At 66.8% G+C, this 26777-nt stretch carries 25 protein-coding genes; 4 read left to right on the top strand and 21 right to left on the bottom strand.

Translation table 11 applies throughout. The features are described 5' to 3' along the window. From AC1MDG_RS07370 to AC1MDG_RS07355, 4 genes are all read right to left on the bottom strand, one after another. On the bottom strand, positions 1-2940 hold the full coding sequence (locus AC1MDG_RS07370; protein WP_479808395.1) for an FtsK/SpoIIIE family DNA translocase: 2940 nt from the start codon (positions 2938-2940) through the stop codon (positions 1-3). A gap of 196 nt (positions 2941-3136) precedes the next feature. Beyond that, positions 3137-4828, bottom strand: coding sequence for a ribonuclease J (locus AC1MDG_RS07365; protein WP_479808394.1), 1692 nt, complete (start codon positions 4826-4828; stop codon positions 3137-3139). A gap of 42 nt (positions 4829-4870) precedes the next feature. After that, positions 4871-5779 (bottom strand): 4-hydroxy-tetrahydrodipicolinate synthase, encoded by a 909-nt coding sequence (gene dapA, locus AC1MDG_RS07360; protein ID WP_479808393.1) that lies wholly within the window; start codon positions 5777-5779, stop codon positions 4871-4873. Between the two features lie 78 nt (positions 5780-5857). Further along, positions 5858-6274, bottom strand: a complete 417-nt coding sequence (locus AC1MDG_RS07355; protein WP_479808392.1) for a hypothetical protein — start codon at positions 6272-6274, stop codon at positions 5858-5860. A gap of 68 nt (positions 6275-6342) precedes the next feature. On the opposite strand from AC1MDG_RS07355, the gene AC1MDG_RS07350 reads away from it, so the two are divergent. Continuing rightward, positions 6343-7578: a heparan-alpha-glucosaminide N-acetyltransferase domain-containing protein gene (locus tag AC1MDG_RS07350; protein ID WP_479808391.1), complete on the top strand. Its 1236-nt coding sequence runs from the start codon at positions 6343-6345 to the stop codon at positions 7576-7578. Here AC1MDG_RS07350 and AC1MDG_RS07345 read toward each other — a convergent pair. The 9 genes from AC1MDG_RS07345 to AC1MDG_RS07305 form a co-directional block, all read right to left on the bottom strand. Then, on the bottom strand, positions 7575-8057 hold the full coding sequence (locus AC1MDG_RS07345) for a hypothetical protein (RefSeq protein ID WP_043480144.1): 483 nt from the start codon (positions 8055-8057) through the stop codon (positions 7575-7577). The two genes, AC1MDG_RS07350 and AC1MDG_RS07345, sit on opposite strands and share 4 nt — an antisense overlap. A 5-nt stretch (positions 8058-8062) precedes the next feature. Continuing rightward, positions 8063-8821 (bottom strand): 4-hydroxy-tetrahydrodipicolinate reductase, encoded by a 759-nt coding sequence (dapB, locus tag AC1MDG_RS07340; RefSeq protein ID WP_479808390.1) that lies wholly within the window; start codon positions 8819-8821, stop codon positions 8063-8065. A 94-nt stretch (positions 8822-8915) separates the two neighbouring features. Continuing rightward, positions 8916-9383 carry a molybdenum cofactor biosynthesis protein MoaE gene (locus tag AC1MDG_RS07335; RefSeq protein WP_479808389.1) on the bottom strand — a complete coding sequence of 156 codons (468 nt, stop codon included), beginning with the start codon at positions 9381-9383 and terminating at the stop codon, positions 8916-8918. Beyond that, on the bottom strand, positions 9373-9897 hold the full coding sequence (locus AC1MDG_RS07330; RefSeq protein ID WP_011691307.1) for a MogA/MoaB family molybdenum cofactor biosynthesis protein: 525 nt from the start codon (positions 9895-9897) through the stop codon (positions 9373-9375). The genes AC1MDG_RS07335 and AC1MDG_RS07330 overlap by 11 nt, the downstream gene beginning before the upstream one ends. Further along, positions 9894-10388, bottom strand: a complete 495-nt coding sequence (gene moaC, locus AC1MDG_RS07325; protein ID WP_479808388.1) for a cyclic pyranopterin monophosphate synthase MoaC — start codon at positions 10386-10388, stop codon at positions 9894-9896. Before moaC ends, AC1MDG_RS07330 begins: the two co-directional genes overlap by 4 nt. Further along, entirely contained in the window at positions 10376-11605 is a 1230-nt protein-coding gene (locus AC1MDG_RS07320; protein ID WP_479808387.1) for a molybdopterin molybdotransferase MoeA, read from the bottom strand. The genes moaC and AC1MDG_RS07320 overlap by 13 nt, the downstream gene beginning before the upstream one ends. Positions 11606-11708: 103 nt before the next feature. Next, positions 11709-13139, bottom strand: a complete 1431-nt coding sequence (locus AC1MDG_RS07315; RefSeq protein WP_479809042.1) for a molybdopterin-dependent oxidoreductase — start codon at positions 13137-13139, stop codon at positions 11709-11711. Between the two features lie 187 nt (positions 13140-13326). Further along, a complete protein-coding gene (locus AC1MDG_RS07310; protein ID WP_479808386.1) occupies positions 13327-14568 on the bottom strand; it encodes a sensor histidine kinase in 1242 nt (413 codons plus the stop codon). After that, entirely contained in the window at positions 14555-15298 is a 744-nt protein-coding gene (locus AC1MDG_RS07305; protein ID WP_479808385.1) for a response regulator transcription factor, read from the bottom strand. The genes AC1MDG_RS07310 and AC1MDG_RS07305 overlap by 14 nt, the downstream gene beginning before the upstream one ends. Before the next feature lie 132 nt (positions 15299-15430). On the opposite strand from AC1MDG_RS07305, the gene moaA reads away from it, so the two are divergent. Then, on the top strand, positions 15431-16561 hold the full coding sequence (gene moaA, locus AC1MDG_RS07300; RefSeq protein WP_479808384.1) for a GTP 3',8-cyclase MoaA: 1131 nt from the start codon (positions 15431-15433) through the stop codon (positions 16559-16561). A gap of 4 nt (positions 16562-16565) precedes the next feature. Beyond that, positions 16566-16832: a MoaD/ThiS family protein gene (locus AC1MDG_RS07295; protein WP_043480132.1), complete on the top strand. Its 267-nt coding sequence runs from the start codon at positions 16566-16568 to the stop codon at positions 16830-16832. Between the two features lie 23 nt (positions 16833-16855). Here AC1MDG_RS07295 and AC1MDG_RS07290 read toward each other — a convergent pair whose 3' ends face one another. Then, the gene (locus AC1MDG_RS07290; RefSeq protein WP_479808383.1) at positions 16856-17962 is read right to left on the bottom strand and encodes a helix-turn-helix transcriptional regulator; all 1107 of its coding nucleotides are present in this window, start codon (positions 17960-17962) and stop codon (positions 16856-16858) included. Positions 17963-18116: 154 nt separating this feature from the next. Between AC1MDG_RS07290 and AC1MDG_RS07285 the strand changes: the two genes are divergently transcribed. Continuing rightward, on the top strand, positions 18117-18398 hold the full coding sequence (locus tag AC1MDG_RS07285) for a hypothetical protein (protein WP_479808382.1): 282 nt from the start codon (positions 18117-18119) through the stop codon (positions 18396-18398). A gap of 71 nt (positions 18399-18469) precedes the next feature. On the opposite strand, the gene AC1MDG_RS07280 is transcribed toward AC1MDG_RS07285, so the two are convergent. From AC1MDG_RS07280 to AC1MDG_RS07250, 7 genes are all read right to left on the bottom strand, one after another. After that, positions 18470-18931 (bottom strand): DUF1579 domain-containing protein, encoded by a 462-nt coding sequence (locus AC1MDG_RS07280; RefSeq protein ID WP_479808381.1) that lies wholly within the window; start codon positions 18929-18931, stop codon positions 18470-18472. Between the two features lie 85 nt (positions 18932-19016). Further along, positions 19017-20360 carry a M16 family metallopeptidase gene (locus AC1MDG_RS07275; protein ID WP_043480128.1) on the bottom strand — a complete coding sequence of 448 codons (1344 nt, stop codon included), beginning with the start codon at positions 20358-20360 and terminating at the stop codon, positions 19017-19019. 168 nt (positions 20361-20528) lie between these two features. Beyond that, positions 20529-22769 (bottom strand): polyribonucleotide nucleotidyltransferase, encoded by a 2241-nt coding sequence (locus AC1MDG_RS07270; RefSeq protein ID WP_479809041.1) that lies wholly within the window; start codon positions 22767-22769, stop codon positions 20529-20531. Positions 22770-23014: 245 nt separating this feature from the next. Beyond that, positions 23015-23284 (bottom strand): 30S ribosomal protein S15, encoded by a 270-nt coding sequence (rpsO, locus tag AC1MDG_RS07265; RefSeq protein ID WP_011691294.1) that lies wholly within the window; start codon positions 23282-23284, stop codon positions 23015-23017. 208 nt (positions 23285-23492) lie between these two features. Then, positions 23493-24737 (bottom strand): kynureninase, encoded by a 1245-nt coding sequence (gene kynU, locus AC1MDG_RS07260; protein WP_479808380.1) that lies wholly within the window; start codon positions 24735-24737, stop codon positions 23493-23495. Beyond that, positions 24734-25588, bottom strand: a complete 855-nt coding sequence (kynA, locus tag AC1MDG_RS07255) for a tryptophan 2,3-dioxygenase (RefSeq protein ID WP_479808379.1) — start codon at positions 25586-25588, stop codon at positions 24734-24736. Before kynA ends, kynU begins: the two co-directional genes overlap by 4 nt. Positions 25589-25617: 29 nt before the next feature. Continuing rightward, a complete protein-coding gene (locus AC1MDG_RS07250; protein WP_479808378.1) occupies positions 25618-26601 on the bottom strand; it encodes a bifunctional riboflavin kinase/FAD synthetase in 984 nt (327 codons plus the stop codon). Positions 26602-26777 lie beyond the last annotated feature (176 nt).

The raw sequence follows: 26777 nt of genomic DNA, 5'->3' as shown, positions 1-26777 counted from the left end.
CTACCGTCCGGTGAGCGACCAGGCGTCTTCGGAGCCGTCTTCGTCGTCACCGTAGCCTCCCGTGCTGGCGTCGGCGCCGTCGTAGTACTCAACTTTCTGGGTTCGGTTGTCCAGGTCTGCGGCCACGAGATCCTCTGCGTAACCGCCCTGGGCGATGTTCGCGTTCGCGTTGTCGCTCAGCGCAGCGGTCTGGGAGTCCGGCGCGGCCGGGGCATCCTGGCCCTTCATGGCGGCGAGGACGGCGGCAAGGTCATCCGGCTTCACCAGCACGTCGCGGGCCTTGGAGCCTTCCGAGGGCCCCACCACTCCCCTGGATTCGAGCAGGTCCATCAGCCGGCCCGCCTTGGCGAAGCCGACACGCAGCTTGCGCTGGAGCATGGACGTTGAACCGAACTGGGTGGTGACCACAAGCTCGGTGGCCTGCAGCAGCACTTCGAGGTCGTCCCCGATGTCGTCGTCGATCTGCTTCTTCTGCGCCTCGGGGGCAACGTCGTCACGGTACACAGCTTTGAGCTGGCCCTTGACGTGCTCAACCACTTTGTGGATTTCCGATTCGGTGACCCAGGCGCCCTGCACACGCATTGCCTTGGAGGCGCCCATGGGCAGGAAAAGCGCGTCGCCCTGGCCGATGAGCTTTTCCGCGCCGGGCTGGTCCAGGACCACGCGGGAGTCGGTCACGGACGACGTGGCGAACGCCATGCGGGAAGGGACGTTGGCCTTGATCAGGCCGGTCACGACGTCGACGGAGGGCCGCTGGGTTGCCAGGACCAGGTGGATGCCGGCGGCACGGGCGAGCTGGGTGATGCGGACGATGGAATCTTCGACGTCGCGCGGGGCGACCATCATGAGGTCGGCGAGTTCGTCCACAATCACCAGCAGGTACGGGTACGGGCGGATGACGCGCTTGGAATCGACCGGCGGGTGGACTTTGCCGGCCCTGACGGCCTTGTTGAAGTCGTCGATGTGCTTGAAGCCGTAGTTGGCGAGGTCGTCGTAGCGGGCGTCCATCTCCCGTACCACCCACTGCAGGGCCTCGGCGGCCTTTTTGGGGTTGGTGATGATGGGCGTGATCAGGTGCGGGACGCCCTCGTACGCGGTGAGTTCCACGCGCTTGGGGTCCACCATGACCATCCGGACCTCGTCCGGCGTGGCGCGCATCAGGATCGAGGTGATCATGGAGTTCACGAAGGACGACTTACCGGCGCCGGTGGCACCAGCCACGAGCAGGTGGGGCATCTTGGCCAGGTTGGCGACGACGTAGCCGCCCTCCACGTCCTTGCCGACGCCCATGACCATCGGGTGGTCCGTGCGCCGGGCGTTCTGGCTGCGGAGCACATCGCCGAGGGAGACGGTCTCGCGGTCCGTGTTGGGGATCTCGATGCCGATGGCGGACTTGCCGGGGATGGGGCTGAGGATGCGGACATCGCTGGACGCGACGGCGTAGGAAATGTTCTTGGACAGCGCCGTGACGCGCTCCACCTTGGTGCCCGGGGAGAGTTCGATTTCATAGCGGGTGACGGTGGGGCCGCGGCTGAAGCCGGTGACCTGGGCGTCCACGTTGAACTGGTTGAGCGTTTCGGTGAGTGACGCCACGATGGCATCGTTCGCCTCCGTACGCTCCTTCGGGATGGAACCGGGGGTCAGTACGTCCGACGACGGCAGCGTGTAGGTGACGTCTCCGGCGAGGGAGAGCTGCTCCGTGCGCTGCGGGATCGGCGTGGGCGGCGGCGCGGGGGCAACGGGGCGTGAGGGCACTTGCGCAGCTGAAGCAACGGCGGCCGCACCTGCAGCGGGATTGAGTGACCCGGCTGCCACCATCCCCGGGGTCACCAGCGGGATGGCTTCGGTGGCGTTTTCGCCGGGCGCATCCTGCCCCTTGGTGCCCAGCCCCTGGGCTGCCTTGATCCTCTCGACGGCGATTTCGGCCTGGGTGGGCCGGCGCACGCCGGGCGCAGGGCGGGGGCCCTTGGCACCAGCCTTGGTGCCGTTGGCGCTGTCGGCTGCCTCGTCGTCGTCGATGACGGCATGTTCGAAGGCTTCGTCACCCACATACCCTTCGAGGCGGGGATCATTCTCCTGGTCCTTGCCGAACAGCCGGCCGCGCTTCTTCTTCTTGGGCGCGGCCTGGCCGGAGTTTTCGTAGAGGTAGCTGCGGTCGTGGACGTCGCCGGGTTCCTGCAGGTCGATGCCCATGAGGTGCTCATAGGCATCCTTGATCCGGCGGGGAATCGCGCCGAACGGCGTCGCGGTCACAATCAGGAGGGACGTGAAGGCCAGCAATCCGTACACCGCCACGGGCACCGCCGTATGCAGGGCTGCCAGCGGCGAGGCGGCCAGGAAGCCGAGCATTCCGCCGGCCTGCCGCAGGCCATCGAAACCGTCCGTCACGGTGGGCTGTCCGCCGATGATGTGTGCCAGGCCGCAGCCGGCAAAGGTCATGATGAGGAAGCCGATGCCGATCCTGTTGTTGCCCCGCCCGTCCGAAGGCTGGCGGAACAGCCGGAAGGCGCAGACGAAAAGCATCAGCGGCAGCAGCAGCGACATCCAGCCGAAAGTACCGTTGACGATCGCGAACACGGTGTCGGGGAACCATCCCTTGAAACCCCACCACGCGAAGGTGGCAACAAACACGCCCAGGGCGAGGTTGAAGAGGGCGGCACCGTCCCGGCGGTCCTCGGGGGCAACGTCGCTGACGTCGTGGCCGATCCGGCGGACACCGCCGCCGACGACGTGCCCGACTCCCAGCCACGCGCCTGCGGCCACCCGCACGAGCCACGGCTGACGGGGTTCGACGGCGGCCATCTGGCGGGTGCGTGCCGTGCCCGACGATCCTCCGGCCCGGCTGGTTTTGGACGCAGCGGAGCCGGAGCCCCTGCCCGCTGAGCTGCCTGGTTTGCCGCTTGAGTTGCCTCTAGGCGCGGAGGAGGTACGTGTCGCCATACCCGCCACGGTACCGGAAGCCGGGCCAAAAACCCCGGATTTACGGGGCGGTCCGGGATGGGTGTTGCGGATGAAACGGCGGGATCAAGGCGTTTCCGGAGGCTTCGGCCGGCTTAAGGAGCGGGGCCCTCCCCGCAGGCAGCGGCCCGAAGGGCGTGCTTTCCTGCGGGGAGGGCCCCGTCGAACAATTCCGGGCTTACGCCTCGAGCACCACCGGAATGATCATGGGCTTGCGGCGAAGCTTGCGGTTGACCCAGGTGCCGACAACGCGGCGGACAACCTGCTGGAGCTGGTGCGTTGTGTGGTCCGTGTGGTTGAGCACGGCCTCTTCCAGCGCAGCATTGATCTTGGGAATGATTTCGTCGAAAACGGAATCATCTTCAGCCACGCCGCGGGCGTGGATTTCCGGTCCGGAGACCACCTTGCCGGTGGCGCGGTGGATCACGGTGATGATGGAGATGAAGCCTTCGTCGCCGAGGGTCTGGCGGTCCTTCAGGTCAGCTTCCGTCACTTCACCGACGCTGGAGCCGTCAACGTAGACGAAGCCCACCTCAACTTGGCCCACGACGTCGGCCTGGTGGTCGCGGAGGTCGATCACCGTGCCGTTGTCGGCCAGCAGGATGCTTTCGTCCGGCACGCCGGACTCCAGGGCGATCTTGCCGTTGGCGATCAGGTGCCGCGTCTCGCCGTGCACCGGCATGGCGTTCAGCGGTTCGAGGATGTTGTAGCAGTAGAGCAGTTCCCCGGCCGCGGCGTGGCCGGAGACGTGGACCTTGGCGTTGCCCTTGTGGATGACGTCGGCGCCGAGCTTGAGCAGGCCGTTGATGATGCGGAACACCGCGTTCTCGTTGCCCGGGATCAGGCTGGAGGCGAGGATCACGGTGTCGCCCTGGCCGACGACGACGCGGTGGTCACCGTTGGCCATGCGGGACAAGGCTGCCATCGGCTCGCCCTGGGAACCGGTGGACATCAGCACTACGCGGTTGTCCGGCAGGTTGTCGATGTTCTTGATGTCGACCAGGATGCCCGGGGGCACGTCGAGGTACCCGAGCTTCTCGGCGATGGCCATGTTGCGCACCATCGAGCGGCCCACGAAGGCGACCTTGCGGTTGTGGTTGGCCGCGGCGTCGAGGACCTGCTGGACACGGTGCACGTGCGAGGAGAAGGACGCAACGATCAGGCGCTTGGAGGCCTGGCCGAAGAGGCGGTCCAGGGTGGGGCCGATTTCCTTCTCGGCCGTGGTGAAGCCCGGCACGTCCGCGTTCGTGGAGTCCGACATGAACAGGTCCACGCCTTCTTCGCCCAGCTTGGCGAAATGGCGGAGGTCGGTGATGCGGCCGTCCAGCGGCAGCTGGTCCATCTTGAAGTCGCCGGTGTGCAGCACGGTGCCGCCGGAGGTGCGGAGGAACACGGCGAGGGCGTCAGGGATGGAGTGGTTGACGGCCACGAATTCGCATTCGAAGGGGCCGAACTTCTGGACCTGCCCCTCGGTGACGGTCTGGGTGATCGGCTTGATCCGGTGTTCCTGCAGCTTCGCCTCGATGAGGGCCAGCGTCAGCTGGGAGCCCACCAGGGGAATGTCGGCGCGCAGGCGCAGCAGGTACGGAACGGCGCCGATGTGGTCTTCGTGGCCGTGCGTCAGGACGACGGCGACGATGTCCTCGAGGCGCTTCTCGATGTAGGAGAAATCGGGCAGGATCAGGTCGACGCCGGGCTGGGTCTCCTCAGGGAAGAGGACGCCGCAGTCGACGATGAGCAGCTTGCCGTCGATTTCGAAGACGGTCATGTTGCGGCCGATCTCCCCCAGGCCGCCAAGCGGAACGATCCGCAGGGTGTCCTTGAGCAGTTTCGGCGGCGTAACAAGGCCGGGAAGGGCGGTTTGGGTCATAGTGCACTACTTTCCGGGCGGAACAGGAATGGGCTTTGCCGATCAGGAAAAGACCATGCCTGCTTCCGCCAAATCCTCGCGGATGATTGCGATCTCAGCTTCGTCCGGCTCCACGAGGGGCAAACGGACAACCGAGTTGGGCAGGACTCCCTGCCATTTAAGAATCTGTTTGGCCGCAACGGCGCCCTGCACGCGGGTCATGGTGGCCCGGATGACAGGTTCAAGTTCAAAGTTAATCTTCCGGGCGGTGCCGAGATCGTTCGCGTTGACGGCGTCGATCAGCTCGCGGAACCGGCGGGTGGCGACGTGGGTGGTGACGCCCACGAGCCCGACGGCGCCCAGCGCCATCCACTGCAGGGTCAGTCCGTCGTCGCCGGAGTAGAACAGGAGGTCAGTCTGGGCCATGACGCGCGTGGCGGCAGCGAAATCGGCCTTGGCGTCCTTGACCGCCACGATGTTCGGGTGCTCGGCGAGACGGACCATGGTCTCCGGAGCGATCTGGATCGAGGAACGGCCGGGGATGTCGTACAGCATCACGGGAACGTCGGTGGAGGAGGCGATGGTCTCAAAGTGGGCGCGCACGCCGGCCTGGCTGGGCTTGTTGTAGTAGGGCGTGACGATCAACAGTCCGTCGACGCCAACCTGGGCTGCCTGCTTCGAAAGATGCACGGAGTGTGCGGTGTCGTTCGTTCCGGTGCCGGCGATGATCGCGGCGCGGCCGCCGACAGCTTCCTTCACGGCCCGGAACATGCCCACATTCTCCTCGTCGGTGAGGGTGGACGTCTCTCCCGTGGTTCCGGTGACAACGAGGCCGTCGCAGCCGTCGTCGACGAGCTTTACGGCCAGTTCCGCCGCCTGCTGGTAGTCCACTTTGCCGTGCTCAGTGAACGGCGTGACCATGGCGGTCAGGAGGGTGCCAAAAGCAGGGATATTCGCGGAAGTTTCAGCCATAGGAAAAACGTTACCCTGTCCCAGCCTTGTTAGGACAATGGCGGCGGCGTGACGATCGTCAAATTCACAGCGCCGGCGTCACTTTTCCGTGCCACGGGCCGGCGCCGGCTGCGCCTGCTCCTGAGGCGACGCTTCCTGGCGGGGCGGCCCGCAATAGCGGCCCACGGCGTCTTCCCGGAGTGCCTCGGCCCAGGAGGCCAGCCGCTGGGCGGCCCGGACGTAGTGGAAGAGCTCTGTGGGCGTCAGCGCGTCAAGATCGCACTCGGAGAGCCTGCGTGCCAGCTCGGCGCCGGGCGGCTGGGCGGACAGGGCCACGCCCTCGCTCCCCCACTGGACATCCTCGGCAGGGCTTCCGGCCACCAGCTGCCGAAAGAGATAATCCACCACTCCCGGGCTCATCGCCTTGAGCGGGCCCGAAGCATTTCCGTGGTCCGGCGCGGTTCGGCGTTCTGGTGCCCGGTGTTCTGGTGCCCGGCGTTCTGGTGCGTTGTTCATGCAACGATGGTATTCGAACATATATTCGAATACAAGAGCCCGCAAGCCGGATATGAGACGATCGGCTCATGACCTCCCGTGGCACTGCTTCCCCCTCGCGGACTGCCAAAGGCACCAGCACAACAACGAGGCTTACCGGAATAGACGCGGCCCGGGGGCTGGCGCTTCTTGGCATGATGGCCACCCACCTGCTTCCCACGTTCGAAGCGGACGCGCAGCTGACGCCCACATGGATCGGCCTGGCGTTCTCGGGGCGGGCGGCCGCACTGTTCGCCGTCCTGGCGGGGGTCGGGCTTGCCCTGTCCACCGGAAAGCAGCGTCCGCCACAAGGCCGGGAACTCAGCGGCGCACGCCGCGGCATAGCGCTCCGGGCATTGGTGATTGCCGTCGTCGGACTCTTCCTGGGCGGGCTGGATGTCAACGTCGCGGTGATCCTGGTCCACTACTCCGTGTTGTTCCTGTGCGCCCTGCCGTTCATCGGCCTCGGCATCAGGCCGCTTTGCGCGTGGGCCGCCGGCTGGGTGTTGCTTTCCCCGGTCCTGGCCTACCTGCTGCGTCCGTGGCTCCTGGCGCCTGCACCGCCGCTGCAGCTGCACCACAACCCCGGCTGGGAAGACCTCGTCACGCCGGGCCGCCTGCTGGGCGACATCTTCCTGACCGGGTACTATCCCGTCCTGCAGTGGTTGAGCTACCTGCTGATCGGGCTGGTGATCGGCCGGCTGGCACTGACGAAGGCGGCCGTCCAGGTGACGTTGCTGGCCGGCGGCGCAGTGGTGGCCGTGCTGGCCAAATGGCTGGGCGTGCTGGCGATGAATGAGTGGGGCGGCAAGGAAGCGCTGCAGGCCCGGCTGGCGGACCCCCGCTACCCCCTGGACAGCCTCCTGCAGGTCAACCTTGCCGGGGTGGAGCAATCGGGCTCATGGTGGTGGCTGGCAACCAGCGCACCGCATTCGGGCACGACGCTGGACCTGCTCCACACTTCCGCCGTGGCCGCCGCCGTGGTGGGCGCCTGCCTGCTGCTGGGGAGGCTGGGCGAATGGCTCAGCCTGGACCTGCTGCTGCCGCTGCGGGGCGCCGGTGCCATGACCCTCAGCCTCTACACGGCGCACGTGTGCCTGGTGGCCGCACTGTACCTGCAGCCGTTGCCCGCCGGGTGGACCCCGGAAGGCGTGTATGCGGCCCAGGCGCTGACCGCCGTCCTCATCGGAGGGTCCTTCGCGGCACTCAACTGGCGGGGACCGCTGGAGTGGGTGGCCCACGCCGCCAGCGAGGTGGGCCGGTACCAGCGGGCAGGGATCCGCTAAGCGGGCTTGTTACCCTCGCGGAACAGCTTCAGGGCATCGCGCATGGAGGCCCTGGCGCGCTTGCGGTCCCCCGCGGCGTCATAGGCGCAGCTGAGCCGGAACCATGAGCGCCAGTCGTCCGGCGCTTCCTCGGCCTCGGTCCGGTACTTCTCAAACTCGGCATCTGCCGACTCCCGCACAATCCGCCCGGCAGGTGTGCGCTGCAGGTTGTCAACCGGCAGCCCGCCTTCGGCCTCGAGGACCTTGGCCATCTGCTCCGTCCGGGCGCCGAACAGCAGTTCACGCACCAGGGCCCAGGCTCCGATGACCGGCAGGACCAGGTAGGCGGCACCAATGGCCTTGGCCACGGGGTTGGGGTCGGCGAGGAGCAGGACGGACCGCTGGAAGGACACCACCAGGTAGAAAACCAGCAGCAGCGTCACCGCGCCGACCCAGATCTTGGTGCGGTTCTTCTTCAGGCCGGCGAGGACGTTGCCCATGGCCGTCAGACTCCGAGGTCCAGGTAGCCGTCCAGGCCCACGGTCAATCCGGGGTGCCCTGCGACTTTCCGCACTCCCAGCAGCACGCCCGGCATGAAGGACGCCCGGTCGAAGGAGTCGTGGCGCAGGGTCAGCTGCTCCCCCGGTCCGCCGAGCAGTACTTCCTGGTGGGCCACCAGGCCGCGGAGGCGCACGCTGTGCACGCGGATACCGTCCACATCGCAGCCTCGGGCACCAGCAAGTTCGGTGGTGGTGGCGTCCGGACTGGCACCGACACCGGCGGCGGCGCGTTCAGCGGCTATCAACTGCGCGGTGCGGACAGCGGTGCCGGAGGGCGCGTCAACCTTGTCCGGGTGGTGCAGCTCGATGACCTCCACGGACTCGAAGTACTTGGCCGCCTTGGCGGCGAAAGCGGACGCCAGGACGGAGCCGAGCGCGAAGTTGGGGGCAATGAGGACGCCTACCCGGGCGTTGCGGCCCAATAGTTCCTCAAGCCCGCCAAGCCTGGCTGCGTCCCAGCCGGTGGTGCCGACGACGGCGTGCATGCCGTTTTCGACTGCGAAGCGGACGTTCGCCTCGGTGCTTTCGGGGACGGTCAGGTCCACCACAATCCGGGCGCCGGCGTTGACCAGCTCGTCGAGGGAATCACCGCGTCCGAGGGCCGCTACAAGCTTCATGTCGGGGGCCGCTTCAACGGCTTTCACGGCCTCGGCGCCCATGCGCCCGTTCGCGCCCAGGACGGCGACGGCAAGTTGTTCGGTCATGGTCTTAACCCTACCGTCGGGCCGCCCGCGCCAATGAACCGGGACGGGACGTTACCCGCCGCCCCGCGGTCCTCAAGCTCCGGCAACGATGGTCCTAGGCTCCGGCCCCGACCCATTCGACGGTCCCGTCGCTGAAGAACTGTTCCTTCCAGATGGGCACCTGGGCCTTGACACGGTCCACGAGCTCCGAGCACACCTCGAACGCCTGGCCGCGGTGTGACGCTGAGACGGCGCACACCAGGGCGGGGTCGCCGATTTCCAGCATGCCCACGCGGTGCGCGGCCCAGATCCGTACCGTTTCGCCGCCGTCGCCGGCATGTTCGGCGACGAGTTGCGCAACTACGTCGGCCATCACCTGGTGGGCGGTGGGATGCGCACTGTAGCTGAGCCGCTCAACCGGCTTGCCGCCGTCGTGGTTCCTGACCACGCCGCTGAAGCTGACCACGGCACCGGCGGTGTCCGATTCCACCGCGGCAATTGCCTGGGCCACGGAGATGGGCTCGGCGCTCAGCACCGCGTTGACGATCTCGAATCCGGATTCAGTGGCCTTGTCAGTGCTCATGGCTGCCTTCCAACTGGTCGCAAAGGTGGCTGATGACCGGATCCAGCACACTCAGGCCGTCCATGACGCCTTTGGGTGATCCGGGAAGATTGACAATGAAAGTGCGTCCGGCCGCGCCCGCGTGTCCGCGGCTCAACATGGCCATGGGTGTCTTGGCCAGTCCCGCCTGCCTGATGCCCTCCATGATCCCTGGAATTTCGCGGTCCAGCAGGGGAACCGTCATCTCCGGGGTCAGGTCATCAGGGCTCAGCCCGGTACCGCCGCTGGTGATGATCACGGCGGGCTGCTGCGTCAGGAGGGCGCGCAGCGCGGCGCCCACGGGCTCGCCGTCGGGCACCACCATGGCCGGGAACGTCTCGAAGCCGTGCTCCGTCAGCCAATCGGTAATCACCGGCCCGGTTTCGTCGCGGTAGATGCCCGCCGCCGCCCGGTTGGAGGCAATCACGACGCCGGCCTTCCGGCCGGTGGCCTCTCCATGGCGGTGTGGTTCGGGCTGCTGTCCAAAGGTGCTCATGCTGTCCAGTCCCCGCTCTTGCCGCCGCTTTTGGCCAGCACCCTGATGTCGGTCAATACGGCATGCTTGTCGACTGCCTTGATCATGTCGTACACGCTGAGGGCCGCCACCGACGCTGCGGTGAGCGCTTCCATTTCGACGCCGGTCACGCCGCGGGTCTTGACGGTTGCCAGTACCGAGACGGCATCCCGGCCCAGTTCGAAGTCAACAGTGACCTTGGAGATGGGCAGCGGGTGGCACAGCGGGATGAGCTCGGGGGTCTTCTTCGCCGCCATGATCCCGGCAACGCGGGCCACAGCCAGGGCGTCGCCCTTCGGCAGGTCCCCCGCGCCCAGGAGGGCGAGAACCTCCTCGGTGGTGCGGACCGTGGCGGTGGCCGTGGCCTCCCGCATGGTCTCGGCCTTGCCGGAAACATCAACCATCTGCGCTGTTCCGTCCCGGCGCAGATGCGTCAGCCCGGCAGCGTTGTCTTCATTGTTCACAGCGTCCATACTTCCACTTCTGCGCCCGCGGCGAGCGCAGAAGTCCCCGCCGGGACATGGATCAGGGCGTTGGAATTGGCCAGGGCGTGGACCAGGTGCGAACCTGCGCCGCCTTCGAGCCGGACCGAACCGTCCGGAAGGAGGGTGCCGCGCCGTACCTGATGCTTTCCTGCAGGTGATTCCAGCGGCTCCGCCAGCCTGGCCCGGAAGGCCGGCCGTGGAGCCGGTGACCCGAACAACTCGCCGAGGACCGGGCGCAGGAACATTTCGAAGGAGACCAGGCAGCTGACCGGGTTGCCCGGGAAACCCACAAACGGGACGCCGTCGAACCGGCCGATCCCCTGGGGTCCCCCGGGCTGCATAGCCACGTGCAGGAATTCCACGTCCTGTCCCGCAGCCGCCTGCCTGACCACTTCGTAGGCGCCCTTGCTGACACCGCCCGTGGTGACGATCAGGTCCACCTGCGGGCCATGCTCCCGGAGCATGGCCGTGAGCTCGTCCGGACTGTCCGTGGAGATCGCTGCCCGCAGGACATCCAGCCCGGCCTGGCGCATGGCTGCTTCCAGGAGCGTGCCGTTGGCGTCATAGATCTTGCCGGGTTCCAGCGGACTGCCGGGCTCCACCACTTCATCCCCCGTGGTGGCGAGGAGCACTGTCAGTTTCCGGTACACCGTGACCCGTGTGATGCCCAGGGCCGCCAGGAGCCCCAGCTGGCCCGGGCCCAGGAACGTTCCGGCGGCGAGCGCCAGCTCCCCGGCCCGGATATCGCTGCCCGCGTACCGGACGTAGGTTCCTGACGCCGTTGCCGGAAGCCGGACCGTGGCCGCCGTTCCGGGCTCCGGGAAAGAGTCCGGAACCGCCCTCTCAACAGGTACGACGGCGTCGGCTCCGGGAGGAATCATGGCTCCGGTCATGATCGGGGCGGCCGTGCCCCGTTCCAGCGCCGCTGCGGTAGCACCGGCCGGGATGGTCGCCACCACTGTCAGGTCCGTCCCGCCGTCGGGAATGTCCGAGCTGCGGACCGCGAAGCCGTCCATTTGGGAGTTCGCAAACGGCGGCAGGTCCACGGGAGCGGGGACATCCGCGGCCAGCCCGCGTCCCAGCGCAGCGAGGAGCGGCAGCTCTTCTGTGCGGCCGGGGCCGCTGAGGTCCGCGAGGAGCTCCCGTACTGCTTCGCGGTGGACTTCCACAGAGCGGGCCTGATGGCCGTTGTCGGTGCGGTGCATGCGTTCCTTACTTCGGGTCCGGGCGTGCTGTGTCGGGGTGCTGCTGTGCCTGCATACGCGGCGCCGTGCTCACTGCGGTCCAGCCCTGAGGGCTACCGGCCCGCTACGGCGTCACGTCAACTCTAATGGTGTGGAATCCGGTAGCGCCGTCCGGGGCAACCCGGGACGGCTTTTCGATCTGCGGCACGCCATTGAGGTCCGTGGCCCGGACCTGGATCTCATACTGCCCGGGCGTCAGGGGCAGTGACAGCTGCCACTGGTACCAGGTGTCCCGGGAGATGCCGGGAGCAAGCTCCGCCGTCTGCCAGGCGCCGCGGTTGACGCGGAGTTCCACCGTGCCGATTCCGGTGTGCTGGGCCCAGGCGACGCCGCCGAAGGCCACCGTTCCGGCGCGCACCGGGCGCCCGGAGCGCGGAACGTCGATGCGGGACGACGTCTTGATGGGCCCGCGTTCACTCCAGCCGCGGGGAGTCCAGTACCCGACGTCGTCTGCGAAACGGGTCACTTTCAGTTCAGTGAGCCATTTGGTGGCGGAGACGTAGCCGTACAGGCCGGGAACGACGAGCCGCACCGGGAAGCCGTGCTCCAGCGGCAACGGTTCGCCGTTCATGCCCACGGCGATGAGCGCGTCCCGTGTGTCCGTCAATGCTTCGAGAGGTGTGCCGGCCGTCCAGCCGTCCTTGCTGCGCGACAGCACCATGTCCGCCCCGTTCTGCGGCCCTGCCATGGCCAGCAGCTCCCGGACCGGCCAGCCCAGCCACAGCGCGTTGCCGATGAGGTCCCCTCCCACTTCGTTGGAGACGCAGGCGATGGTCACATGGCGTTCAGTCATGGGCTTCGAGAGCAGCGTGGCGAAATCGAGCTCGATGTCCCGTTCCACCATGCCCGTGACCCTGAGGACCCAGGAGTCCGGATCCACCGCCGGAACAGTGAGGGCAGTGTCGATCCGGTAGAAGTCACGGTTGGGCGTCACCACCGGACTGATGCCGTCCAGCCCCAGCCCGGCTCCCGCCGGAACCGGCGGAGCCGGGGAAGCCGCGGCGGGCAGCGCGAGCTTGCTCCGGAATTCGCTGACTCCGGCCGCGGCGCCGCGCAGGGCGACAGCAAGCGCGCCGCCAACGGCCGCGAAGACAGCGCTTCCGCCGAGTGCCTGCAGGAACCGGCGCCGGCCCGGTCCCGGCTGCGTTTCGGGGGCTTGCCCGGCCGTACTCCATTCCCGGAGGCGTGACATCAGCCAGCGCAGCGCCAGGATTCCTATGCCGGCCGCAAGCAAGGGAAGCACAATGGCATTGCCGGTTGCCTGGGCCCGGCCAAGGACCGCCGCCAGGCCGGCCGCGCCGAATACGGCGATGACCGCGAACCCGGCAAAGCGGCGGCGCCATTCCAGCAGGCCGGCGAGCGCCGCGAGCCCGGCCATCGCCAGTCCCATACCCACGAGAAGCGCCAGCTTGTCCGCAGTGCCAAACACTGAGACGGCCCAGTCCTTGACAGCCGGCGGGACAGCATCGATCACGGCACCGCCAACGCCCGTCATCGGCGAAAGCGCCGGGCTCACGAGGGCAGCGGCGAGTTCGCCAGCCACCACCCCGGCGGCCACGGCCACAACGCCGGCCGCGGCTGCCCACCGGCCGGATGCGTGGAGGCGGTTGGCAGCGGGGACCTCGGTTGCGACGTCGGTTGGGACGTCGGCTGGCAATTTCCCGGACGCCCTTCCGGGTTCGTTAGTGTCCACGGGGCACCTTCGATTCCGGATCGTTGTGGCTTGCGGGCCCGCGAGGGCGCGGGGCTTCCGCCAGGTGCTCCGGATCCTCGGCGGGCAGGCGAAGGGAGAAACGGCAGCCGCCGTCGACATTTTCCACCGTCACGCTGCCCTCATGGGCCCGGACGATTCCGGCCACCATGCTGAGCCCGATCCCGGCGCCGCTGTAACCCGGCGCCTCCGGCTCGGCTCCGGACACGCCCATGCCGCCGGAGCGGCCGCGCGCGGGGTTCTTCTGCCATCCGGTGTCGAAGAGGTGCCGGATGTCCTCCGGTGCAATGCCGCCGCAGCCGTCCGTCACTGAAATCACAGAGTCCTGCCCTTCCCGGCCGACTTCCACGGTCACGCCGGAGCCGGGCTTGCTGTACAGGATGGCGTTCAGCACCACGTTGCGGACCGCGCGTCCCAGCGACGGACCGTCCGCGAGGGCCAGGCACTCACGGACACCGCCGCCGTCGAGCGTTATCTGCCTGCGGGCGGCAAGCGGAGCAAGGTCCGCGATTGCGTCGCTGGCGAGGTCGTAGAGATCCAAGGGCTCGGCTGTGAGCCGCAGGGTGCCTGCCTGGATTTTGGACAGCTCCAGGAGGTCGTTGACCATGACGGCCATCTGGTCCGTCTGGCTGATGATCTTGCGGTAGTAGCCGTTGACGTCGGCGGCCATTCCGTCTTCAAGCGCCTCGGCCATGGCGCGCATGCTGGCCAGCGGCGTGCGGAGGTCGTGCGAAATCCAGCTGACGAGTTCCCGGCGTGAATTTTCGACGGCGGCCTCCCGCTCGCGGGATTCGGCCAGCATGCGGCTGCTGCGTTCCAGTTCATCCGCCAGTTCCGAGAGCTCGGAGCTCATGAGCGGTGCGGGCAGGCCCGGGTTTTCGCCGCGCCCGATGCTCCGTGCGGCCGCTGCGAGCAGCCTGGCGTTGCGGGAAACCCGCGCCCCGAGGACGAGGGAGATGGCCAGCGCCACCGCCGAGGCGATGGCCAGGACATACCACATGACCTCCAGGTCCCGGGCGGAAATCACCATCGCATTGAACGCGCTCACCATGCCGGCGGTCAGGACCGCGACGGTGGACAGCACCACCACGCAGATCTGGACGGCCAGGGACGTCCGGCGAAGCGGTCTGAGCAGCAGCAGCGACCCTGCCCCGATGACGACGGCCCAGAGCAGCGCCCACGCCACGATCGCGAGAAGCTCAGCTGTTTGCACCGGTAGCCCCGTCCGGAGTGTCCAGCCGGTAGCCCACGCCCCACACTGTCTTCAGGAGCGCCGGCCGGGTGGGGTCGGCCTCGATCTTCTCGCGCAGCCGCCGGACGTGGACGGTGACCGTGGACAGGTCCCCGAAGTCCCAGCCCCACACGGCTTTGATCAGTTCCTCACGGCTGAACACCTGGTTGGGGCGGCGCAGCAGGAACGCCAGCAAGTCGAACTCCCGGATGGTCAGCGCGAGGGGTGTTCCGTGGTGCGACACAGTCCGGGCTGCCGGGTTGAGCTCGAACCCGGCGACCTCCACCGCAGGTTCAGGGCTGAACTCCTGGACGCTGCGGCGCAGCACCGATCGCACCCGGAGCACCAGTTCGCGGGGCGAGAAAGGCTTGGTGATGTAATCGTCCGCGCCGACCTCCAGCCCCAGGATCCTGTCATCCTCCGTCCCCAGGGCGGTCAGCATAATGACGGGCACGCTCGTCGTCTGGCGGAGTCTGCGGCACACTTCCACGCCGTCCAGCCCGGGCAGCATGCGGTCCAGCAGAACGAGGTCAGGGTTCCGCTCTGCGGCGAGGCGCAGGGCGGTAAACCCGTCCGCGGCCAGGTCCACCTGGAAGCCGGCCTGCACCAGGTAGTCACGGACCACGCCGGCGATGGTTTGTTCGTCTTCGACGAGGAGTATCCGCCGGTTTCCGACTGCGGTCTGGACCGGCGCCGGCTGGGACTTGTTCACTCCTCCAGCATAGGTTCGGGGCAGGCGCCCGGCACGGCTTTGCCGCCGCCCGGGGCGATCCGTAGGGATTCCGTAAGATCCGCGGATGTCACGGGCGTGATGGTTGGCCCCAACGTGGCGTAGCCTGAATTTATGACTGTTCAGCTTGGTATGCCGCAACCCCGGGAGGGGGCCGGTTCCGCCCCGGCAGCAGCACCGCTGCCATCGCGTCCGGCGGGCCAGCCCGCGGGCCTGATGGACCGTTACGGTCGCCGGGCCACGGACATGAGGCTGTCGCTGACGGACAAGTGCAACCTGCGCTGCACGTACTGCATGCCGGCCGAAGGCCTTGAATGGCTGGCCAAGCAGGCCGTGATGTCCGCCGAGGAAATCGTCAGGATCGTGCGGATCGGCGTCGACATGCTGGGCGTGCGCGAACTGCGCCTCACCGGCGGCGAACCGCTGGTCCGGGCCGACCTGCTCGACATCATTTCCGCCCTGCGGCAGGCACACCCGGAGCTGCCGATTTCCATGACCACCAACGCGGTCGGGCTGGACAAGAAGGCGGCCGGCCTCAAAACTGCCGGGCTGTCGCGGATCAACGTGTCGCTCGATTCGCTGCACGAGGAAACGTTCACCAAGCTGACCCGGCGGCCCTTCCTGGACAAGGTCCTGGCCGGCGTCGACGCCGCCTGGGCTGCTGGACTCGGCCCCGTAAAGCTCAACGCGGTCCTGATGCGGGGAATCAACGACGCGGAGTCCCCGTCGCTGCTGGCGTGGGCGCTGGACCGCGGCTACGAGCTCCGCTTCATCGAGCAGATGCCGCTCGACGCGGACCACGGCTGGACCCGCCGGAACATGATTACCGCGGCCGAGATCCGCGAGCTGCTGTCCGTCGACTACGTGCTCAGTACGGATCCGAGGGACCGCGACGGCGCGCCGGCCGAACGCTTCGAAGTACGACGTCGGGTCCCGGGTTCCGACGAGGCCACCGGCCCCGTGCTGGGAACAGTGGGGATCATTGCCTCCGTCACCGAACCCTTCTGCTCGGATTGCCGCCGCACCCGGATCACGGCCGAGGGCAAGATCATGAGCTGCCTTTTCTCGCGTGAGGAAGTCGATCTCCTGGGGCTGCTGCGCGAAGGCGCCACGGATGAGCAACTCGCCGAACGCTGGCAGGACGCCATGTGGATCAAGCCGAAAGCCCACGGCATGGACCATGTCGGTTTGGACGCTCCGGACTTCGTCCAGCCGGACCGCAGCATGAGCGCCATCGGAGGCTAAAGCATTGAACGTACGTTATTTCGCTGCCGCGCGCGCCGCGGCAGGCGTGGAAGAAGAACGCTTTGAGCTTCCCGCCGGCTCCACCATGGAGGCACTGTTGAGCGCCGTGCTCGACGTCGACCGCCCGGTTCCGCCCGCAGGCACCCCGCCCCTCGCGCGGCTGCTTTCGCGAAGCAGTTTCCTGCTCAACGAAGTGGCCGTGCGCGACCGGTCCGTGGTCCTGGAGCCGGACGACGTGGTGGACGTGCTGCCGCCGTTCGCCGGCGGTTAGGCACCCTGGAAGACGGCGGGTTCTCACGAGGGCGGGCCGCCCCGCGCCGTGCCGAGGGCCAAAGCCATCAAGGAATTCCTGCTCCGCACCCCGCAGGCAGCAAAAACCAGTTTGAACTGGTCCTGCACCGTGTAAGCGCTGATCCCGAGGGCCGCCGCCAGCGCTGCGGTGTCCAGTCCGCCCGCGGCGAGCTCCAACAGGCTGCGCTGCCGCGGTGTCAGGCCGAAGGACCGGGCAAAACCGTCGAGTCGTTCCCCGGCCGGGCATTCCTGAATGGTCACGGCCAGTTCCGCTGACACGTTCTGCCCCGGGTCCAGCCGGAACGACCTGAGGACTGCCCACCGGCCATAGCCGATACTTACCCGGGCTGATGCCGGGTGGGCATCCACTCCGGCCTCGCGGGCAAGGACTTGTGCCGCCACGTTGAAGACTTCGGCCGGAATCGCCTCATAAGGGCTTGGCCCCGGCTGCAGGAGGCCGAGCCAGTCAGCAGCCGAGGCACTCCTGCTTGTCACCCGCAGCTCCGCGTCCAGCGTCAGCACTGCTTGTTGAGGCAGCCCCGCCTGGGGCAGCAGGTGGCGGCGCGGTTGCGCATCCAGCCTCATCCGGGCTGCCCTGCTTCGCCGCAGACCGGCCGCGATGACGGGCGCCGCAGCCGCCAGGTGCTCCGCTTCGTGTTCCGTGAACTGCCCTTGGTCCGTGGTCCGCCACAGGTCAAGCCAGCCCCAGCAGCCGTTGCTGTCGGCAAACACCATGGACAGGACATCCGCGACTCCATACCGCCGGAGGACGCCGTTCCAGAGCGGGCTTCGGGCAGGGTCTCCCCTGGTTGCCGTCTGCAGGGTCACCGCGGGCGGGCCGCTGCCGATGAGCGACGTCCACCGGCCGGGCGCCGTCGCGTACTTCAACCTGATCAGGGCCGGCAGTTCCTGCGGGCAGGGAATCCGGGCCATCGGTGAAATTCCGGTGCACGTTTCGGGGTCGGTCAGGGGCCAGACAAACCAAGTGAACGGAACAATGCTGCCGATCTCCGGCAGGAGGGCTGCACGCAGTTCGTGGTCCTCCGGGGCTGAACTGCAGAGCCCGCCGATCCTGTCCAGGCTCCGGCTCACCGCCCACTTCGTGGTCATGGAACCAGTATGGCCCTGGAACCTTACGAACATACGGGCCCACCCGTGCCGCCCGGGAAATCGCCTGGGCCCTTCCAGAATTCTGGGATACCGGCCCCTCGCCGGCCGTGGCTACCGTGGTGCTAACGGCACAACCCGGACTGAAAGGAATGACATGTACACACTTCAGATCGAGCATGGAATCAAGGACTTCGACATGTGGAAGGCGGCTTTCGATCGTGACCCGGTGAGCCGCCTGGCGGCGGGGGTGACCGCACATCGCATCAGCCGGCCGGTGGACGATCCGCACTATGTGGTGGTTGAACTGGATCTCACCACCCGGGAACAGGCCGAAGCATTGCTGGCGAAGCTTCAGCAGACAGTGTGGAATTCCCCCGACGCGGCTCCCGCCCTGAACGGGGCGCCCCGGACCCGGATTGTGCAATCAGCGGGCTGAGTGACTCCCGGCGGGGGCCGCTCATGTCCGTTCGCGCTCAACACCGGGGCCGTAAGTGTCCGTTCGGGCTGTCAGGTGCGGCGGCAAACGGAGGTCATGAACGGAGCGAAGCCTGAATCGCCGGCCAGGCGGACCTCTGACGTGTGCGTCAGCACGCCGTCGTCCACCCGGAAGGTATGCCGGGACGTGTCCCTGCCGTTCTGGCGTTCCACGGTGAGTACTCCGCCGTGCCAGCTAGACCGGATCGGCGCTTCCCGCGGCAGTCCCACGCTGTCCACGTGGTACCAGACCGTGTCCGCGTGGTCTGCGTCCATGGTGAACATGCCATGCCGCTCAAAGCGGATTCCGTCGGTTTCGGTGTGCCGGTAGCTTTGCAGCACCGCGTAGCCGCCGGCGGCCTTGGTGAACGTCACTTCGGCCGCTGCCGTCCTGGCGGGCCTGCGGGACGTGGCCTCTATGCGCGTAGTCCCTGTCCAGTGCCCGAGGAAGGCTCCCAGCTCTTCCTGCGCACTGCCCGGGTGCGGACGGTCCATTGCTCCTCCAGTGTGTCCCCGGGTTCATCATCACGCCGCTGCGTTGGGATGTCCAGCACGGAGTCGCCCGGCTAAGGGGTCCGGTTTAGAGGCCGAAGGTTTCGCCTTCCTCGAACGGGCCCACCACCGTCACCGTTCGCGGTGCCGCCGCAAGCTCCTGCGCCAGGTCCCGAACCTGCTCTACCGTGACGCTCTTGATCTGCCGGAGCGTCTCCTCGATGTCCTGGTATTCGCCGGACACCAGCTCGGCCCGGCCCAGCCTCGACATCCGCGATCCGGTGTCTTCGAGCGCCAGCACAATCCCGCCGCAGAGCTGGCCCACGGCCTTCCTGAGTTCGTCCTCGGAAATGCCGTGACCCGCCAGCTTGTCCAGTTCGACACCCAGCAGCTCGATGACCTGGCGGACCTTCGAGGGGGTGCAGCCCGCGTACATCCCGAAATAGCCCGCGTCGGCATAGGACGAGGCGAAGGAATACGTGGAGTACACCAGGCCCCGTTTCTCCCGGACTTCCTGGAACAGGCGTGAGGACATGCCTCCGCCCAGCACGGCGTTGAGCACGCTCATGACATAGCGGCGCCCGTCCGTTGCGACGATCGTGGGGCAGCCCATGATGATGTTTGCCTGCTCGACGGGCCGCTTGACCACGTGGAGTCCGGCGGTGCCGGTGATGTCGGCCCGTTCGGTGGAGCGCCGCTCCACCGGTGCCGCCCCGGGCTCCAGTGCCCAGCCCGCCTGGTGAAGGGCATCCACCACGAGTCCGCAGACGACGTCGTGGTCCAGTCCGCCGGCGGCAGTGATGACCAGCTCGTCCGGACGGTAGTACCGGCGGTAATGGTCCCAGACGGAATCGCGGGCAACGGCCCGGATGGCTTCCGGGGTCCCGCCGATCGGGCGGCCCAGCGGATGCGTTCCCAGCACCGCGGCGACAAAGTGCTCGTGCGCGACGTCCGTGGGGTCGTCGCTGTCCATCGCGATTTCCTCCAGGATGACGTCGCGTTCCTGCTCCATCTCCTGCGGGTCCAGGACTGCGCCGGTGATCATGTCCGCGATGACGTCGATGGCCATCGGGAGGTCGGTATCCAGGACCCGGGCAAAGTAGCAGGTGCTTTCCTTGGCAGTAGCGGCGTTGGACTCCCCGCCCACCTCATCGAAGGCGGAAGCGATTTCCAGTGCGGTGCGCCGCTTGGTGCCTTTGAACAGCAGGTGCTCCAGGAAATGGGTGGACCCGTGCTGCCCGTGGGCTTCGTCCCGTGAACCCACGCCGACCCAGAAGCCGATGGTCGCGGACCGCTGGCCCGGCATGGCCTCCGTCAGTACACGCACGCCTCCCGGAAGCACGGACCGGCGGACAACGGACCCGCCGTCGGCTCCGTGGATCAGGGTGTCTCCGGGGTGGTTCTGCTCGAGCGGCAGGGGTACGACAGTCATCAAGGCCTTTCAGGAAAACGGTGCCAAATCTGCCTGCAATCGTACCAGCGGACCACTGGCGTCATGCCCGGGGAAATGGCAATTCAATCGGGTGGCTTAACGACGGCGGGGCCGGTGGAAGTTCCACCGGCCCCGCCGTCGTGCTTGAACTACTTAATGCGCTGCAGACTACTCTGCGGCTGCCTCGGCGACCTCGGCGCTTTCAGCGCCTTCTTCCTCGGCGATGACCGGGGAGAGGGACAGCTTTCCGCGGTCGTCGATCTTGGTGATCTCCACCTGGATCTTCTGGCCCACGGAGACGACGTCCTCGACGTTGTCAACGCGCTTGCCGCCGGCGATCTTGCGCAGCTCGGAGATGTGCAACAGGCCGTCCTTGCCCGGGGTGAGGGAAATGAAGGCACCGAAGGTGGTGGTCTTGACGACCGTACCCAGGTAGCGCTCTCCGATTTCCGGAACCTGCGGGTTGGCGATGGCGTTGATCGCGGAGCGTGCGGCGTCGGCGGACGGGCCGTTGGTGGCGCCGATGTAAACGGTGCCGTCGTCCTCGATGGAAATGTCCGCGCCGGTGTCTTCCTGGATCTGGTTGATCATCTTGCCCTTGGGCCCAATGACCTCGCCGATCTTGTCCACGGGGATCTTGACCGCGATGACGCGCGGAGCGAACTCGGAGAGTTCGTCCGGGGTGTCGATCGCGGAGTTGATGACCTCGAGGATGTGCAGGCGTGCTTCGCGGGCCTGCTTCAGGGCGGCAGCCAGGACGGAGGCCGGGATGCCGTCGAGCTTCGTGTCCAGCTGGATGGCCGTGACGAACTCGGAGGTACCGGCGACCTTGAAGTCCATGTCACCGAAGGCATCTTCGGCGCCGAGGATATCGGTCAGTGCTGCGTAGCGGGTCTGGCCGTCAACCTGGTCGGAAACCAGGCCCATGGCGATACCTGCAACGGCCGCCTTCAGCGGCACACCTGCATTGAGCATCGACAGCGTGGAGGCGCAGACGGAACCCATCGACGTCGAACCGTTGGAGCTGAGTGCCTCAGATACCTGACGGATGGCGTAGGGGAATTCCTCGCGGGACGGCAGGACGGGCACGAGTGCCCGCTCGGCCAGGGCACCGTGTCCGATTTCGCGGCGCTTGGGCGAACCCACGCGGCCGGTTTCACCGGTGGAGTACGGCGGGAAGTTGTAGTTGTGCATGTAGCGCTTGCGCGTGACCGGGGACAGCGAGTCGATCTGCTGTTCCATCTTCAGCATGTTCAGCGTGGTGACACCCATGATCTGGGTCTCGCCGCGTTCGAAGATGGCCGAACCGTGAACGCGGGGCAGAACCTCGACCTCGGCGGTGAGCTGGCGGATGTCCGTCAGGCCGCGGCCGTCGATGCGGATCTGGTCCTTCAGGATGCGCTGGCGCACAACGTGCTTGGTCACCGAGCGGAAAGCTGCGGACAGTTCCTTCTCGCGTCCCTCGAACTGGCTGGCGAGCGACGAAGTGACGTCGTCCTTGAGCTGGTCCGAAGCGGTGTCGCGCTCCTGCTTGTCAGCAATCTGGAAGACAGCAGCCAGCTTTTCGGCGGCAGCGGCTTCAACAGCGGCGTAGGCGTCGTCTTCGTAGTCGAGGAAGACCGGGAATTCGACGGTCGGCTTGGCGGCGCGGGCGGCGAGGTCTGCCTGGGCGTCGCACAGTGCCTTGATGAACGGCTTGGCGGCCTCGAGGCCTTCGGAAACAACCTCTTCGGTGGGAGCGGTGGCGCCCTGTTCCTTGATGAGGTTCCAGGAGTTGTCCGTGGCTTCGGCTTCAACCATCATGATGGCGACGTCGTCACCGGCAACACGGCCGGCAACGACCATGTTGAACACGGAGTTCTCGAGCTGGGAGTGCTTCGGGAAAGCAACCCACTGCAAGCCGTTCTCGTCGGAAACGAGGGCAACGCGGACGCCGCCGATCGGGCCGGAGAAGGGCAGGCCGGAGAGCTGGGTGGACATCGACGAGGCGTTGATGGCCACGACGTCGTAAAGCTCGTCCGGGTTGATCGCCAGGACGGTGACGACGATCTGGACCTCGTTGCGCAGGCCCTTGATGAAGGCCGGACGCAGCGGGCGGTCCATGAGGCGGCAAGCCAGGATGGCTTCGGTGGACGGGCGGCCTTCGCGGCGGAAGAACGAGCCCGGGATGCGGCCGGCGGCGTACATGCGCTCTTCGACGTCAACGGTCAGCGGGAAGAAGTCGAAGCCTTCACGCGGGTGCTTGCCTGCGGTGGTAGCGGACAGCAGCGCGGTGTCTTCGTCGATGTACACCATGGCTGCGCCGGCTGCCTGCTTGGCAAGGCGGCCGGTTTCGAAGCGGATTACACGCTTGCCGAAGCGGCCATTGTCAATAACGGCTTCTGAGAACTGGATTTCGGGACCCTCCAAGAGAGTCACCTCCGTTTCTTGGTTAACGGAAGTCCAGCCGCATCAACCCAGTCCAGCATCTGTCTACTGGCCTGCACTGCACCCGGTCATCGATCGAGACCCACGGGCCGGGCTTCATTCTTCGAAGCCGTTCCCGGGAATCACTACCGAGGACCGCGAATGCGTGATGCGGTTGATCCTCCTGTTTAGTTTTGTTTGAAGAAGGCGGCCCTTCCGTCACGGAAGGGGCCGCCCCTCGGGTCTGACTAGCGGCGCAGGCCGAGGCGCTCGATGAGCGCACGGTAGCGGTTGATGTCAGTGTTCTTCAGGTAGGTGAGCATGCGCTTGCGACGACCAACCATGGCCAGCAGACCGCGCTGGGTGTGGAAGTCGTGCTTGTGCTCCTTCATGTGCTCAGTGAGATCCTTGATCCGCTGAGTGAGGACTGCAACCTGGACCTCCGGTGAACCGGTGTCGCCTTCGGACGTTGCGAAATCCTTGATGATGGACTGCTTTACAGCGGCGTCAAGTGCCACAATAACTCCTAGAGATGTGCCGTGAGGCCCGAATCAGTAACTCACTGCCGGGTGTGCCTGCGCCTGAGATCCCCGCTAATTCGGGAATTCCTGCACATAACAAGAGCCAGCCGCCACGGACTGCAGCCGGATCCAACGTTTAGTTTACCGGCCCGGCTGCAATCTTGTCGAAACACGCGGTGCAACCTGGCTGCTGTGGGCCGGCCGGCTAGTGGCGTGCCAGGAGGTCGCGGACAGCGGCGACGCCGCGGTAAACCTCCATAAATGAGGTGCTGAGCGGCGAGAGCCCGATCCGGATCCCGTGCGGTGCCCTGAAATCCGGGATGACATCCTGCTCCCAGAGCTGGGCCGTCATCTCCCGGAAGTCCGGATGGTCCACGGTGATATGGCTCCCCCGGCGCTCCGGATCCCGCGGCGTTGCCAGCAGGACGCCCGCCGGGGCAAGCCAGGCATCATGGAGCTCGAGCGCGAATGCCGTGAGCTTCCGTGATTTTTCCCGGAGTGCCGACATGCCGGCTTCTTCGATCAGGTCCAGCGTGCCCTGCATGGCGATCATCCCGAAAATTGCCGGCGTTCCGCTGAGGAAGCCGCGGATCCCGGGAGCCGGTTCGTAGCCGGCCGCCATTTCGAACGCGTCCTTGCGGCCCATCCAGCCCCAGATCGGCTGGCTCAGCCCCGGGAGGTGCCGGGAGTTGATGTAGGCGAAGGCCGGCGAGCCCGGCCCCCCGTTGAGGTATTTGTAGGTGCAGCCCGCGGCGAAGTCGACGCCTGCGGCATCCAGTGCGATTTCCACCGAGCCGGCGGAATGGCACAGGTCCCACACCACCAGCGCACCGGCGTCGTGCACTGCCTCAGTGATCGCCGGCAGGTCGGCGAGATAGCCGGAGCGGTAGGCGATCTGGCTGAGGACCACGACGGCGGTGGCCGATCCAACCGCCTCGCGCACCTGCTCGACGGTCACCCCGGCGTTGGGATCGGCCTCGATCCAGCGCAGCGTCAGCCCTTCTTCCCGGGCGATGCCTTCGAGGAGGTAACGGTCCGTGGGAAAGTTGTCCGTGTCCAGCACTATTTCGGTCCTGGCGGGGTCCTTGACGGCGGCGAGGGCGGCGCGGATCAGTTTGTAGAGGACAACCGTGGTGGAGTCGGCGATGATCGTCTGCCCTGGCGCGGCACCGAGCACCGCCCTGCCCAGCTGGTCGCCGATGGTTTCCGGCAGCCGGAGCCATTCCTCATCCCAGCCGCGGATCAGCCGGCCTCCCCAGCTGTGGTGAATGAAGCTGTTGATGTCCGTGGCGGTCAGCTTGAGCGGACGGCCCAGGGAGTTCCCGTCGAGGTAGGACAGATCGGTGTCCGTTCCGATGAACTGGTCGCGGTAGCCCGCCAGCGGGTCTGCGGCGTCAAGTCCGACGGCGCGCTGCCGCAGGGCGTCTTGAGTCTCTTGAACCGTGGTCACTGGCCAATCTCCGTTCGGACGGCGAAAAGTTCGGGGAAGAACGTCAGTTCCAAGGCCTTCTGCAGGAACGCGGCGCCGCTGGATCCTCCGGTGCCGGCCTTCATGCCGATGGTCCGCTGCACCGTCCGCAGGTGCCGGAACCGCCACAGCTGGAAGTTGTCTTCCAGGTCCACCAGTTCCTCGCACGCCTCGTAGGCACCCCAGTTGTCGGACGCGTTTTCGTAGATGTGCTTGAACACCGGCACCAGTTCGCGGCAGAACTGGTGCGCCTTGGTAACGTCGCGTTCCAGCAGGGATGCCGGGATATCGAAGCCCTGCCGGTCGAGGTAGGCGAGGAATTCGTCGTAAATGCTGGGCGCTTCGAGGACGTTGCTCAGTTGCTGGTACGCCTCAGGATCGGATTCGAACACCGGAAGCATCTTGCGGTTCTTGTTGCCGAGGACGAATTCCACCGCCCGGTACTGGCTGGACTGGAACCCGGACGAGTTGCCCAGGAAGCCACGGAACTGGGAATACTCGGTGGGTGTCAGGGTGGCCAGCACCGACCATTGCTCGGTCAGGGTTTTCTGGATGTGCTTGACGCGCGCAATTGCTTTCAAGGCGGAGCCAAGGTCGTCGCTGCGGAGCCATGCCGCGGCGCTGCGCAGCTCGTGGAGGACCAGCTTCAGCCACAGCTCGGTGGTCTGGTGCTGGATGATGAAGAGCAGTTCGTCGTGGTGTTCAGGATCACTGACGGGTTGCTGCGCGCTGAGCAGCGTGGGTAGTTGCAGGTACGACGCGTAGCTCATCCGTGAACTGAAATCCCGGACGATGTCCTTTTCCAGTTTCCTCGTGTTCTTCTCAACGGACACAGCGGCGCCTTCCTTGCCAGTGGCTGGGGTCAGCGCCGGAACAGGATGTCGTGGGCCTGGACGACGTCCAGGCGCATCTGTTCAACGAGCGCCTCCGGCCCACGGTACGCCACCATGCCCCGCAGCCGCGCCACGAACTCCACAACTACTGTCTGGCCGTACAGATCGAAGTTTTCAACCGGTTCTTCCGGGCGGTCAATAACGTGCGCCTCAACCTGCCTGCTGACCCCGTCGAACGTGGGGTTGGAGCCCACGGAGATGGCCGCCGGCCATCTGGTGCCGGCCTGGTCCACGAGCCAGCCGGCGTAGATGCCGTCAGCCGGGATGTAGCCGCTGGCTTCGGAGGCCAGGTTGGCGGTGGGGAATCCGAGGGCGCGGCCGCGGGCGGCGCCGTGGACCACCTCACCGCGCATCCGGTGCGGCCTGCCCAGCACGGCAGCGGCCGTGCTGACGTCGCCGTCCCGCAAGGACTCCCGAACCCAGGTGGACGAACACCGGCGGTCAGTGCCGCCGTCGTCGTGGATGGGGAAACCTTCGGAACCGAACTCGCTGATGACCTGCACGGCAAAGCCGAACTTCTCCCCCAGCTCCTGCATGGTGGACAGGTCGCCGGAGTTGCCGCGGCCAAAGCGTGCGTCATGGCCGATCACCACGTGGCTGGCTTTGAGGCTGCCGACGAGGATCCCGGCCACGAATTCTTCCGGCGTCAGACTGGCAAGCTCAAGGGAGTACTTCATCACCAGGACGGCATCCAGGCCCAGCTCCCCGAGGGCGACGAGCTTGTCCTCGAGGCCCATGATGAGCTCGGGGGCGGACTCAGGCCGGTGTACCTGCGCCGGGTGGGGATCGAACGTCACCGCTACAGCACGCGCACCATTGAGTCGCGCTGTGCGGATGAGCTGGGAAAGCACCTGCTGGTGCCCGCGGTGTACGCCGTCGAAATTGCCAAACGTGACAACGGTAGGGCCGAAGTCCGCGGGGACCTCGGACGGATCGTTCCAGATGTGGACCATCAACCTCGCCTTTTACTGCCTGCCATTGACTCGTCCGGAGAGCCGCCGGCCCCCGGAACTCTCTAAGATTACCCGCAATTGCCCGCCGCAACCGACGCCGCGGCCGGCCCCGACCCCCGCCCTTCCGCGGGTCTGTGTCCCCGACTAGGATGCAAGGGCAGCACCCGGCGGCGCAG

The sequence above is a fragment of the Arthrobacter sp. AIWTK1 genome (genome assembly GCF_056680535.1).
This window is presented reverse-complemented; position numbering and strand designations above follow the sequence as displayed.